Raw genomic sequence first — 13,520 nt, 5'->3', positions numbered from 1 at the left:
ATGAGAGACACAATTTTAGAGATTTTAGAGGAATTAAGACCGGATGTGGATTTTGAGAAGGAGACAAAGCTTATCGATGACAAAATTCTTGAGTCATTTGATATAGTTTCACTCGTATCGGAGCTGACTGATGAGTTTGATATCACAATCAGACCAAAGGATCTGGTTCCTGAGAATTTCAACTCAGTAGATGCAATCGAGAAGCTTGTGAAAGAGCTTGTGGAGGAATAAAGCATATGAGACAGACACCGTACTATGTATTTGATACGGATGAGTTTGCAAAAAGAGCAGCCATGATAAGGGCTGCTCTTGATTGTAAAGGAGGACGTAGGATATCGCTTTGCTTTTCGATAAAGGCAAACCCATTTCTGCTTCACAGGCTGCCGGAGGGCTTAGATCATGTGGAGGTGTGCAGCCCGGGAGAGCTTGAGATATGTATTGCACTTGGCGTGAAGCCGGAGAGCATCATCTATTCAGGTGTGATGAAGGAAAAATGCGATATAGAGCGAGCAGTTTCATATGGCGCCGGCATACTGACATGTGAGAGCATAAGACATGCGACGCTGATATCAGAAGTGATGCTTGAATGTATACAGGAAGGTGCGCATGAAGCCGAGTTTGCCGAAACGAAAGCACAGGTCATACTGCGCCTGACAAGTGGCAACCAGTTTGGCATGTCGCTTGAGGATATTGAATACATTATTTCGCATCCGGATGAGTTTAAGGGTATTGCGGTAATGGGTATCCACTACTATTCCGGCACACAGAAGAGCCTGCGCAAAATAAATAAGGACCTGGAAAAAATAAAGTCTGCACTGACCGGATTAAAAGAAAAATACGGCTTTGAGCCACAGCTTGTAGAGTATGGCCCGGGGCTTTACGTGGAGTATTTTGAGGATGACTGGCAGGAAAAGGAAAAACAATCACTTGATGAGGCAGCAGAGGTGCTTAGAGAATTTGCTGTGGAATATCCGCTTGGCATTGAGATGGGACGCTTCCTAGCGGCCTCATGCGGTAAATATTACACACAGGTAAAGGACTTAAAATCGACAGGCGATGCCAATTATGCAATTCTGGATGGAGGAATCCACCACCTGAATTACTTTGGACAGAGAATGGCTATGCAGGTGCCGCCGATTAAGGTGTTTGATGGTATTGACTGGGAACTTGAAAAATCATCTGATGTATGTAGAGTACGTGGCATGGTTGGATATGAATGTATAAACGATATTATTAATAAAAATATGCAGAAAGCAAATGATTGTGAGGACTATACCTTGTGTGGAAGTTTATGTACAGTTGCAGATGTCATGGTGCGTGAAGTTGTCTTACCAAGACTGGAAATTGATAATATTATAGAGTTCGGGCACTGTGGCGCATACTCTGTGACAGAAGCACCGGCGCTCTTTCTGTCAAGACAGCTTCCGGCTATATATGCGTATTCGAAGGAATGCGGATATGAGTGCCTGAGGGAGCATATTCCGGCGGCGGAGATAAATCTGGCCGGAAAAAAATTGTAATTTGTATATTTATCAGCTATACTATAAACATTAGTATAGCTGATTTATTTTTGTTAAGTATATAGTATGGGTATATATTTTTATACAAACAAGATTATTGAATAAAAATCGGAGGGTCAGTATGAAGAGGCTTCCAATAGGAATAGAGAATTTTCCTGATATGATAAAAAAGGATTATTATTATGTGGATAAGACCGGATTGATAGAGACACTCGTTAATCGAGGAGGAGTGGCCAATCTTTTTACCAGACCGAGAAGATTTGGAAAATCACTCAATATGAGTATGCTGCAGAGCTTCTTTGAGATAGGTACAGACAAGACACTTTTTGATGGATTATATATTTCTAAAAATAAAGCGCTGTGTGAGAGGTATATGGGACAGTATCCGGTGATTTCAGTCTCATTAAAGAGTGTTGAGGCTTTAAACTTTGATGATGCATTTGATATGGTGTGCGACATGGTATTTGAAGTGGCACTGGAAAATCAGTTCTTATTAGAAAGCAGTCAATTGACAGATGTCGAGAAAATGACCTTTAAGGGTTTGCTGGAAAATAAAACGAGCCGAAGGATTGCTGTAAATGGATTAAAAACCGTTACCACACTGCTTGAGAAGCATTTTAATAAGAAGGTTATTATACTGATAGATGAGTATGATGTTCCGCTGGCAAAGGCAAATCAGAATGGATATTATGAGCAGATGGTGGATTTAATCAGAAATATGCTCTCAAGCGTTTTGAAAACAAATGACAGCCTTGAATTTGCGGTGCTTACCGGGTGCCTTCGGGTGGCGAAGGAAAGTATTTTTACAGGACTCAATAATTTTAATGTATTTTCAATAACAGATGAGGAATTTGACGAGAGCTTTGGATTTACTGATGACGAAGTCAGACAATTGCTTCACTATTATGGTCAGGATGATAAATACGATATTGTGAAGGCATGGTATGATGGATATCGTTTTGGAAGTGAGGATGTATACTGTCCGTGGGATGTGATTAATTATTGCAACAGTCATATAACAAATCCTGATCTGGAACCGAAAAATTACTGGCTCAACACAAGCGGTAATGACGTGATAAAACACTTTATAGATATTGCAGATGGACAGAATAAAGCAGCAAAAAGTGAACTTGAGAGGCTGGTCAATGGAGAAATCATTCAGAAGGAAATATACGAGGAGCTTACCTATAGTGAGATGTATGACTCTATAGAAAATCTGTGGAGTGCACTTTTTATGACAGGCTATCTGACTTACAGAGGAAAGCCGAATGGCAGAAGGTATGATCTGATAGTACCTAATCTAGAAATCAGAAATATTATCATAGAGCATATACTTACGCTTTTTAGAGCAAGGCTGTCTGCTGATGGACAGAGGGTGAATGCTTTTTGCATTGCATTGCTTGGCGCAGATGCGAAAATGGTAGAAAAACTGTTTACGGAATTTATGGAGTCTACCATAAGCGTCAGAGATACATTTGTACGGAAAAATATCAGGGAGAATTTTTATCATGGAATCCTGCTTGGCATATTGGGCTGCAAGGCGGGCTGGTCAGTAAGGTCTAACTGTGAGTCAGGGGATGGCTTTAGTGATATTCAGGTGCTTATAGATGACAGCGATACAGGAATTGTTATTGAAGTGAAATATGCAGATGACGGAAATGTTGATGAATTGGCGGAAGAGGCAATTAAACAGATTGATAAAATGAGATATACATCTTATTTGTATCAGTATGATGTGAAGCATGTATTAAAATACGGAATAGCATGCTATAAGAAGAAATGCACAGTAGCTATGCATGAAGAGTGGAAATGAGCTTCAATTATATTTAATAACTAAAAACCGCCCGTGGCAAATATGCTATGGGCGGTTTTGATATAACATAAGCAAAGCCTTTTACAGGCTGCTTAAATAAAATATTAGCCAAGCTCCTTCTCACACATATCAAGTACAGAAGCAATGGTAGTATCCATATCATAGTACTTGTACTCGCCGAGACGACCACCGAATATAACACCGTTCTCCCTATCGGCAAGCTCCTTGTACTTGGCGTAGAGCTGTCCGTTTTTCTCATCGTTTACAGGGTAGTAAGGCTCATCGCCTGCCTTCCACTCAGAAGAGTACTCACGGCTGATGATAGTTTTTGGCAGGTCATTGCCATCCTCATCCTTGCCGAACTCGAACCACTTGTGCTCGATGATACGTGTCCATGGAGTCTCGCGGTCAGTATAGTTGACAGCGGCATTGCCCTGGAAGTTAGGAATATCGAGGGTCTCATTCTCAAAGCGAACTGAGCGGTATTCCAAAGTACCTAGCTTAAAGCCAAAGTATGCGTCAATCGGACCTGTGTATACCACCTTGTCAGCAAGAGCATCAAGCTCAGCCTTGTGCTCAAGATAGTCGGTATTTAATCTGACCTCAATGCCGTCGAGCAGATTTTCAACCATCTTGGTGTAGCCACCGATTGGAATACCCTGGTAAAGAGCGTTGAAGTAATTGTTGTCAAAGGTAAGTCTAACAGGAAGTCGCTTGATGATGAAAGCCGGAAGCTCCTTACAATCACGGCCCCACTGCTTTTCAGTGTAGCCCTTTACGAGCTTCTCATAGATATCACGGCCAACGAGTGAGATAGCCTGCTCCTCGAGATTTTTTGGCTCACCGGTTATTTCCTTTTTCTGCTCCTCAATCTTTGCAGCAGCCTCCTCAGGTGTCACCACACCCCACATCTTGTTGAAGGTGTACATATTGAAAGGCATTGAGTACAGCTCACCCTTGTAGTTTGCCACAGGGCTGTTTGTGAAGCGGTTGAACTCAGCAAACTGTGTGATGTAGTTCCAGACCCTCTTGTCATTGGTGTGGAATATGTGGGCTCCGTACATGTGTACATTGATGCCCTCCTGCTTCTCGGTGTATACATTTCCTGCTATGTTAGGACGCTTGTCCACAACAAGCACTGATTTGCCCTTGGCCTTTGCCTCATGGGCGAAGATGGCTCCGTAGAGACCGGAACCTACTATTAAATAATCGTATTTCATTGTATTCTCCAAATTAATTTAGATAGATTTTTAAAAGAGTGATTGATTTATCAACCACTCTATTGTATAATCTACTCAAAGGTAATCGGATGTTATTCCGATTTGCCCTCAGTGATTGATTAGTATAAAGATTAGCACCCTCACTTTAGGCGGTTGGGGTGCTATTTCTTTTTGTGGTTGTCTATAATCAGAATTAACACCCGAGCTCTTTTCGACTACCCAATGATTATATCATAGAGTATATGGGCTATCAAGGAGGCAATTAGAGAATATGAAACTACCCGGCTACTACTCCTCAGGAGAATTTGCAAAAAAAGCGCATATTACAAAAAAGACTGTCAGGTATTATGACGAGCACAATATTTTAAAACCATCCTACGTAAACGAAAACGGAGCCAGATTCTATAATGATGACGACTTTGCTCGTCTACAGCAGATACTGTTCCTCAAATATCTGGGCTTTTCCCTGGATGATATCAAGGAGATGACGCTCAGAAACACGGACAGCAATGTCATGTCTGAGTCGCTTCACATGCAGCTTGGTCTCGTGGAGGAGAGGATAGAGCAGATGAAGCTTATGAAATCAGCACTGCAGGAGGCTTCAGAGGTAATAGACGAGGGGCGAAGCGTGGACTGGAGTCATATGCTGGAGCTGGTCAATATAAATGAGATGGAGCAAAAGCTAAAGCAGCAGTACAGGGATGCTTCGAATATATCAGCCAGAATTAAACTTCACAGGGATTTCTCAATGAATCCGGTGAGCTGGTTTAGCTGGGTGTTTGATGAGTGTGACTTTTTCAAGGGGGAGAAAGTGCTTGAGGTGGGCTGTGGTGATGCCTCTCTATGGACACAGAACATAGACCGGATACCGGCAGATATGCAGATAACCCTGACCGACATATCATATGGCATGGTAAGGGATGCAACGAGAAATGTAGGCGCAGATGACAGGCGCTTCACATATGAGGTGATGGATGCCCACAGGCTGTATAAACCGGATGCATCGTATGACTGCGTGATAGCAGACCATGTACTGTTCTATTGTGACAATATGGATGCCGTGTGCAGTGAAATCCTAAGGGTGCTAAAGCCTGGTGGTGTGTTCGTGTGCAGTACATACAGCTCACGGCACATGAAGGAAATAAACGACCTGGTGCAGGAGTTTGATGACCGTATAGAGCTGTCAGCGGAAAGGCTGTATGAGCAATTCGGTAAAGAAAATGGTGAGGCAATACTGGGAAAATACTTTGGTGAGGTAAGCTGGCATGAATACAAGGATGAGCTTGTGGTAGAAAAAGCAGAGCCTGTGATAGAGTATGTGCTCTCGTGCCATGGCAACCAGAACAGGTATATTGTGGACCGCTATAAGGAATTTGCGGCATTTGTCAGAAAGAAGACAGAGGGAGGGTTCCATATCACAAAGGATGCAGGTGTATTTATTGCACGAAAATGATTCAAAAACAGGATATTATAAGCATATATTTTGTGAAAAATGCTAAAAATATAAAAAAGTACTTGAAGGTGCCCTTGGGGCACCTTTTATAATGCAGATAAATGATGAATCAGGTCAGTGGATTCTACAGACCGAAAGCATCAAGTGCAGCACGTAGTTTCAGTTTAAAGGAGAACAACATGAAAGGTATTATATTAGCGGGAGGTTCAGGCACACGTCTTTACCCACTCACAATGGTAACATCAAAGCAGTTACTTCCAATTTATGACAAGCCAATGATCTACTATCCAATGTCAGTGCTTATGAATGCAGGCATCAGAGATATCCTGATCATTTCAACACCACAGGATACACCAAGATTCAAGGAGCTCTTAGGAGACGGACATCAGTTTGGTGTCAACCTCACCTACGAGGTACAGCCAAGCCCGGACGGACTGGCGCAGGCATTCGTTATCGGTGAGAAATTTATCGGTGATGACACCGTAGCCATGGTTCTCGGAGACAACATCTTCGCAGGACACGGACTCAACAAGAGACTAAGGGCAGCAGTTGAAAACGCAGAGAGCGGTAAGGGCGCCACAGTATTCGGCTACTATGTAGATGATCCTGAGAGATTCGGTATCGTAGAGTTCGATAAAGAGGGAAAGGCTATTTCAATCGAGGAAAAGCCGGAGCATCCAAAGAGCAATTACTGTGTCACAGGTCTTTACTTCTACGACAACAATGTAGTAGAGTACGCAAAGAACCTTAAGCCATCAGCAAGAGGAGAGCTTGAGATAACAGACCTTAACAGAATCTATCTCGAGAAAAAGGCACTCAATGTAGAGCTTTTAGGACAGGGCTTTACATGGCTTGACACAGGAACACATGAGAGTCTTGTAGATGCCACAAACTTTGTCAAGACAGTCGAGACACATCAGCACCGCAAGATAGCATGTCTTGAGGAAATCGCTTACTTAAACGGCTGGATTACAAAGGATGAAGTATTAAAGACATATGAGCTCGTAAAGAAGAACCAGTACGGACAGTACTTAAAGGATGTACTTGATGGAAAATACCGCGAGCAACTGTACTAATTATAGTAAAATCGATATTGCGTTAGTTAGCTGGTAGATTAATTTAATAGAAATAATTTAAATCTCGCTTGCGAAAAGCGGGAATCAGGAGGAAATCAAAATGACAATTATCGTAACAGGTGGAGCAGGATTTATCGGAAGCAACTTCGTATTTCACATGCTTAACAAATATCCGGATTATCGTATCGTATGCTTAGACTGTCTCACATATGCAGGAAATCTCTCAACACTTGAGCCTGTAATGGACAATCCAAACTTTCGTTTCGTAAAGGAGAGCATCACAGACCGTGACGCCGTATACAAATTATTTGAGGAAGAGCATCCTGATATGGTTGTAAACTTCGCAGCAGAGTCACACGTTGACCGTTCAATCGAAAACCCACAGGTATTCCTTGATACAAATATCATCGGAACATCAGTGCTTATGGACGCATGCCGCAAGTATGGTATTAAAAGATATCACCAGGTATCAACAGATGAGGTATACGGAGATCTGCCACTTGACCGCCCTGACCTTTTCTTCCATGAGGATACACCAATTCATACATCAAGCCCATATTCATCATCAAAGGCAGCAGCAGACTTACTCGTGCTTGCTTACCACCGCACATATGGACTTCCTGTAACAATCAGCCGTTGTTCAAACAACTACGGACCATACCATTTCCCGGAGAAGCTTATCCCACTTATGATTGCAAATGCGCTTAATGATAAGCCACTCCCGGTATACGGAACAGGCGAGAACGTGCGTGACTGGCTCTATGTAGAGGATCACTGCAAGGCAATCGACCTTATCATCCACAACGGACGTGTAGGAGAGGTTTACAACGTAGGTGGACACAATGAGAAGACAAACCTTGAAATCGTAAAGATTATCTGCAAGGAGCTCAACAAGCCTGAGAGCCTTATCACATTCGTAGGAGACCGTAAGGGTCATGATATGCGTTACGCAATCGACCCAACAAAGATTCACAACGAGCTCGGATGGCTTCCTGAGACCAAGTTCGAGGACGGAATCAAGAAGACAATCAAGTGGTACCTTGACAACCGTGAGTGGTGGGAGACAATCATCAGCGGAGAGTACCAGAACTATTACGAGAAGATGTACGCGAATAGATAGTTATTATCGTGAATAGAAATATTGACAGAATGGACACGACTGCTTGCAGGCAGTGACCATTATGTTAATATTTCGTATGCGATAGCATAACATCAACGTATATAAGCAAAACATTGAGCATGAAATGCGACACCAGACCTTGTCTGGTGGTTTTGCGCATATATGGTGATGTTAGTCACGATAATAATTAAGCATAAAGGAGACCCCAAATGAAAGTATTTGTTACAGGAGTTGCAGGTCAGCTCGGACACGACGTAATGAATGACCTGGCAGCGCGTGGTTACGAAGGAATCGGAACAGATATAGCACCACAGTACAGCGGAGCAGATGATGGCACAGCAGTTACAACTATGCCATATGTCTCACTTGACATCACAGACCGTGATGCAGTGGAAAAAACAATCACAGAGCTTAAGCCTGACGTGATAGTGCACTGTGCAGCATGGACAGCAGTAGATCTGGCAGAGGATGATGACAAAAAAGCAAAGGTGCATGCAATCAATGCAGACGGCACTCAGAATATCGCTGATGCCTGCAAGAAGATAGATGCCAAGATGGTATATATCAGCACAGACTATGTATTTGACGGACAGGGCACCACACCATGGCAGCCTGACTGCAAGGACTATGCACCGCTCAATGTATACGGACAGACAAAGCTCGACGGAGAGCTTGCAGTGGCAAATACCCTTGAGAAGTACTTTATCGTGCGTATAGCGTGGGTATTTGGAGTGAATGGCAAGAACTTCATCAAGACAATGCTGAATGTCGGCAAGACACATGACAAGCTCACAGTAGTAAGTGACCAGATTGGTACACCGACATACACACTCGATCTTTCAAGATTGCTCGTAGATATGATAGAGACTGATAAATATGGTTACTATCACGCTACGAACGAGGGCGGATATATCAGCTGGTATGATTTTACAAAGGAAATCTTCAAGCAGGCAGTGGAGCTTGGACATACAGAGTATTCTGAGGACAGACTCACAGTCGCACCTGTTACCACAGCAGAGTATGGTGTGTCAAAGGCAGCTCGTCCGTTTAATAGCAGACTTGACAAGAGCAAGCTTGTAGAGAATGGATTTAAGCCACTCCCTACATGGCAGGATGCGCTGCACAGATATCTGCAGGAGATTAACTTTTAGAAAGGACATAGAAATCATGGGACAGATTAAAGTACAGAAAAACGTAGGTGGAATCGAAGGACTTTGCATCATCGAGCCTACAGTACACGGAGACAACCGTGGATACTTTATGGAGACATACAATTCAAAGGACATGCAGGAGGCAGGCATTGACAGAGTATTCGTACAGGATAATCAGTCTTGCTCCACAAAGGGAGTGCTCCGCGGACTCCATTTCCAGAAGGAATACCCACAGGCAAAGCTTGTGCGTGCGGTAAAAGGCTCAGTATTTGATGTGGCTGTAGACTTAAGAAGCGATTCAAAGACATACGGCAAGTGGTTTGGAGTAGAGCTCACAGAAGAGAACAAGAAGCAATTCCTTATACCGGAGGGCTTTGCACACGGATTTTTAGTACTCTCAGATGTAGCAGAGTTCTGCTACAAGGTAACAGATTTCTGGCACCTTGGAGACGAGAGCGGTCTTGCATGGAATGATCCTGCAATCGGCATTGAGTGGCCACAGCTTGTTGGAGAGTATCCGGGAAGCGCCGACGGAAGCGGATACACACTTGAGGATGGCACACCAATCAATTTAAGTGATAAGGATCAGAAGTGGGAGACACTGGAGAATACATTTAAGTTCTAGAATAAATAAAACTTGCAATAAGCTATGGATGGTTTATACTGTTCATAGCTTATTTTGGTATAGGAATTTAATATAGATTTAATATGGATATACAATAATAAGTGGCAAATATATTACAAATATGTTAAAATATCTTTTATGGACAAAAATAAATCAATTTCAACACAGAAAAATAACAGATGGGATGTAGTATACTTTATATTGTATGGCATTGTGCTCGCAAAATGTGTATACGAGACTACCATGTTTTCGCAGCAGGTGCTGGTAGGAACCTTTAAGCTTTTTCTTGCAGCGATGGTTTTGTATACAGGAGCCAAGGTTCTTTTTTCTGGATACTACAGCAGAAAAGAGCAGCTTGCAATTGCCGTAGTTATTCTTATATTTGGAATAGTAGGTTTACAGACCGGTTATTATGAGCTGCTACAGCCGGTACTGCTTATTGTCGGGGCAAAAAATGTGAGGTTTGACAATATACTAAAGGTATATACGGCGGTAGTATCGGTCATGCTTATAGTGGCAGCTATAGCCAGTCAGACAGGTGTGATAGCGGATGTGATAGGCTATTCACCTAGAAATGCAGCAGCAGCCAGACATTCATACGGCATCATATATCCGACGGACTTTGCGGCACATATATTTTATCTGATATTGGCGGTGAGCTGCCTTGGTATATGGAAGAGAGTACAGGAAAACGAAAAATACAGATATCTGGCATGGCTCAGATGGCTTATAGTGATAGCAGCAGCTGTATTTATATATATAAAAGCAGGAGCATTTACAGGAACAGTATGCCTGACAGGATTTCTGGTTTTGACAGGCCTGATTTATCTGCTTGAGAGGAAAAATCTGGCGCGCAGGGTGTGTGTGATATTTAAATATCTGCCGATAGTGTGGGCGAGTCTGTTTCTTGCACTGAGCTATTTTTATAGTGAGAGCAATGCTATAATGGTTAAAATAGATACTGTACTATCTCAAAGGCTGATGGTAAGCCACAAAGTGTGGAGTGAGTATAGCGTTAAGCCATTTGGACAGTTTATAGAGGAACAGGGCTGGGGAGGCATTGCAGACCCGACCGGTATAGACCCTGCAAAATATTTTTTTATAGATGATATGTATCTTAGAATGTTGTTTGAGTATGGAATAATAGTGTTTGCTGTAGTGCTGATATTATTAATAGTTATAGGTCACAAGGCAATAGGAGCAAAGCAATATGTGCTTTTTGCAGTAATAGTCATGATTGGCGTGCACTCTTTTATGGAGCATCATCTGCTGGAGGTGGCATATGATCCTTTCCTGCTTGTACTGCTTGCCGGTATAGATACTGCTGATAAGGAAAAATCCGGGAGAAAGATATGAACTCAAAAAAATGGATAATTCAGTACCTTGAGGTACTTCTTGATATAATTGTGATGTTTACATCGTATCTGATTGCAAACTGGTATAAGTTCGGTTTTTTTAGAACGGGACTTATAAACCATACAGAGCACTATCTTACACTATTTCTGGTGGAGCTCGTGGCATATGTGGTAGTACATTTCGTGGCATTTGCAGATGATAATCTGATAAACCGAAAGCTCTTTCCTGAAATATATAATGTCCTGAAGATGTATGTATATGTGGGGGCAATCACAGTCGGCTGTGTGTATTTCACAAAAACAAGTGAATATTTCTCAAGAGGGCAGATGGGTATGACCTTCATACTGAGTACTATATTCACTGTGATAGTCAGACAGCTCCTGAAAAGACTGGTGACAAAGGAATATCACCGCTCAGGGGCCAATGAGAAAATCATGCTTGTCACAACCTCGGACCAGGTGGAGAGAGTGATAAAAAAGATAAAGACCACAAGAAACTGGGATTTTCGTATATCGAATATTGCAATACTGGACTGTGATATGGTCGGTGAGATAGTAGACAAGATAGAGGTCGTCGCAACTGCCGATAACCTGCTTAAGGTGATATCAACAGCGGAGATAGACTCAGTGTTTGTACATCTGCCAGACAACTATCCGTTTAAGCAGAGAGAGTTTGTTACAGTACTTAATGAGATGGGCAAGACAGTGCACCTGAATGTCAACGAGTATGAGGCCAAGGTCGGTGAGCACTATATGGATTTCCTTGGAAAATACGCAGTGGTCACATGGAAGAATAAGACATACCGTGTAAGGCATCTACTTATTAAAAAGCTCATAGATCTGCTGTTTGGTGTGGCCGGAAGCATACTTATAGTGCCGGTGTGGCTTGTAGGATTTATAGGTAAAATAGTCACAGGGGACCATGGCCCGGTGCTCATATCGCTTGTCAGAGTCGGCAAAAACGGACGAAGATTTTATTACTACAAATTCCGCACCATGTATATGGATGCGAGGGATAGATATGACAAATGGATACTGGATGGAAAGAAGGGAAAAGACCCGAGATTTACACTGGTTGGAAGAATGCTTGGGGCATTAAGGCTTGAAAATCTGCCATCAGCCTGGAATGTGCTGTGGGGAGATATGAGCATGGTGGGAAATCCGGCTCCATCATTGCCGGAGTTTATAGAATACTCTGCATTTCACAGAAAAAGTCTATCTGTAAAGCCCGGAATCATAGGCTTCTGGCAGGCATACAGCAGGGAGCACAGGCTGCTTACCGAGGAGGAGCAAAGCGAATACGACCAGGAATATATACTGAATTGGACGGTGGGCCTTGATCTGAGGATTATTTTCAGGGCAGTATGTCCTCTGTGCAGGTCTGTGTCAAAGAGAGAGCTTGTCATGCCGGCACAGCTGGTTGATGAGATGAGATGCTTGAGCGAGCTAGTGAAGGATAGAGAGCCTTTATGCTATGACATCCAGGCATATCAGGCCACTGAAGACAGCGGAAAGCCGGTATACAGATTTATAAAGCGTCTGGTGGATATTGCTGCCTCGCTGCTTGGACTTATAGTGCTGTCACCGGTATTTATCATTCTCGCTGTGATAATCAGAATGAGTGATGGCGGTAGCGTGTTCTATGGGCACACAAGAGTCGGCTATAAGGGAAAGAAAATATCTGTATACAAGTTCAGGAGCATGAAGACGAACGCAGGTGATCTGGAAAAGATACTGACACCTGAACAGCTGGAGCAGTATGTAAAGGAATTCAAGATAGACAATGATCCTCGAATTACAAAAATAGGAGGCTTTCTGAGAAAGACCAGCCTTGATGAGCTGCCACAGCTAATCAATATACTTAAGGGCGAGCTCTCCATAGTGGGACCGCGTCCAATCGTGGAGAAGGAAACCGAGATATACGGTAAGGACATCGCAAAGCTTCTGAGCGTAAAGCCGGGACTGACAGGCTATTGGCAGGCATATGCCAGAAATAACGCCACCTATGAGAGCGGAGAGCGCCAGAGGATGGAGATGTACTATGTGGAGCACTGCTCACTTTGGCTGGATATAAAGATACTTTTCAGAACCGTTTTCTCTGTAATCAGGGAGGATGGAGCACAATAATCAGAACATATGTGAACACATAATGCCGGGTGTGCAAGATGTGAATTAAACATAACAGAT

At 42.8% G+C, this 13,520-nt stretch carries 11 protein-coding genes; 10 read left to right on the top strand and 1 reads right to left on the bottom strand.

Features of this window, described 5'->3' with window-relative positions; all coding sequences use genetic code 11:
• From ACTQ1L_RS11140 to ACTQ1L_RS11130, 3 genes are all read left to right on the top strand, one after another.
• The gene (locus ACTQ1L_RS11140) at positions 1 to 231 is read left to right on the top strand and encodes an acyl carrier protein (RefSeq protein WP_012743481.1); all 231 of its coding nucleotides are present in this window, start codon (positions 1 to 3) and stop codon (positions 229 to 231) included.
• A 5-nt stretch (positions 232 to 236) separates the two neighbouring features.
• Positions 237 to 1,520 carry a diaminopimelate decarboxylase gene (locus ACTQ1L_RS11135; protein WP_441367180.1) on the top strand — a complete coding sequence of 428 codons (1,284 nt, stop codon included), beginning with the start codon at positions 237 to 239 and terminating at the stop codon, positions 1,518 to 1,520.
• Positions 1,521 to 1,641: 121 nt separating this feature from the next.
• Positions 1,642 to 3,333 carry an AAA family ATPase gene (locus tag ACTQ1L_RS11130; protein WP_441367179.1) on the top strand — a complete coding sequence of 564 codons (1,692 nt, stop codon included), beginning with the start codon at positions 1,642 to 1,644 and terminating at the stop codon, positions 3,331 to 3,333.
• Between the two features lie 104 nt (positions 3,334 to 3,437).
• On the opposite strand, the gene glf is transcribed toward ACTQ1L_RS11130, so the two are convergent.
• Complete coding sequence (gene glf, locus ACTQ1L_RS11125) at positions 3,438 to 4,553, bottom strand: UDP-galactopyranose mutase (protein WP_441367177.1); 1,116 nt, start codon at positions 4,551 to 4,553, stop codon at positions 3,438 to 3,440.
• A gap of 271 nt (positions 4,554 to 4,824) precedes the next feature.
• Between glf and ACTQ1L_RS11120 the strand changes: the two genes are divergently transcribed.
• The 7 genes from ACTQ1L_RS11120 to ACTQ1L_RS11090 all read left to right on the top strand — a co-directional run bounded on the left by ACTQ1L_RS11120 (position 4,825) and on the right by ACTQ1L_RS11090 (position 13,460).
• Positions 4,825 to 6,006 carry a MerR family transcriptional regulator gene (locus tag ACTQ1L_RS11120; protein WP_441367175.1) on the top strand — a complete coding sequence of 394 codons (1,182 nt, stop codon included), beginning with the start codon at positions 4,825 to 4,827 and terminating at the stop codon, positions 6,004 to 6,006.
• Positions 6,007 to 6,185: 179 nt separating this feature from the next.
• On the top strand, positions 6,186 to 7,082 hold the full coding sequence (gene rfbA / locus ACTQ1L_RS11115) for a glucose-1-phosphate thymidylyltransferase RfbA (RefSeq protein WP_321111286.1): 897 nt from the start codon (positions 6,186 to 6,188) through the stop codon (positions 7,080 to 7,082).
• Positions 7,083 to 7,182: 100 nt separating this feature from the next.
• Entirely contained in the window at positions 7,183 to 8,202 is a 1,020-nt protein-coding gene (rfbB, locus tag ACTQ1L_RS11110; protein ID WP_015568288.1) for a dTDP-glucose 4,6-dehydratase, read from the top strand.
• 209 nt (positions 8,203 to 8,411) lie between these two features.
• Complete coding sequence (gene rfbD, locus ACTQ1L_RS11105; protein WP_441367174.1) at positions 8,412 to 9,353, top strand: dTDP-4-dehydrorhamnose reductase; 942 nt, start codon at positions 8,412 to 8,414, stop codon at positions 9,351 to 9,353.
• 16 nt (positions 9,354 to 9,369) lie between these two features.
• Positions 9,370 to 9,978: a dTDP-4-dehydrorhamnose 3,5-epimerase gene (rfbC, locus tag ACTQ1L_RS11100; protein WP_022293018.1), complete on the top strand. Its 609-nt coding sequence runs from the start codon at positions 9,370 to 9,372 to the stop codon at positions 9,976 to 9,978.
• 138 nt (positions 9,979 to 10,116) lie between these two features.
• Complete coding sequence (locus tag ACTQ1L_RS11095) at positions 10,117 to 11,334, top strand: hypothetical protein (protein WP_441367173.1); 1,218 nt, start codon at positions 10,117 to 10,119, stop codon at positions 11,332 to 11,334.
• Positions 11,331 to 13,460 carry a sugar transferase gene (locus tag ACTQ1L_RS11090; protein ID WP_441367172.1) on the top strand — a complete coding sequence of 710 codons (2,130 nt, stop codon included), beginning with the start codon at positions 11,331 to 11,333 and terminating at the stop codon, positions 13,458 to 13,460. Before ACTQ1L_RS11095 ends, ACTQ1L_RS11090 begins: the two co-directional genes overlap by 4 nt.
• The last annotated feature ends 60 nt before the right edge of the window (positions 13,461 to 13,520 follow it).

The organism is Agathobacter sp. LCP21S3_B2 (assembly GCF_052118705.1).
In the GTDB taxonomy this organism is placed as follows: Bacteria; Bacillota; Clostridia; order Lachnospirales; family Lachnospiraceae; genus Roseburia.
Note: the sequence above shows the minus strand (reverse complement) of the source record. Positions and strands in the feature narration are given on the sequence as shown.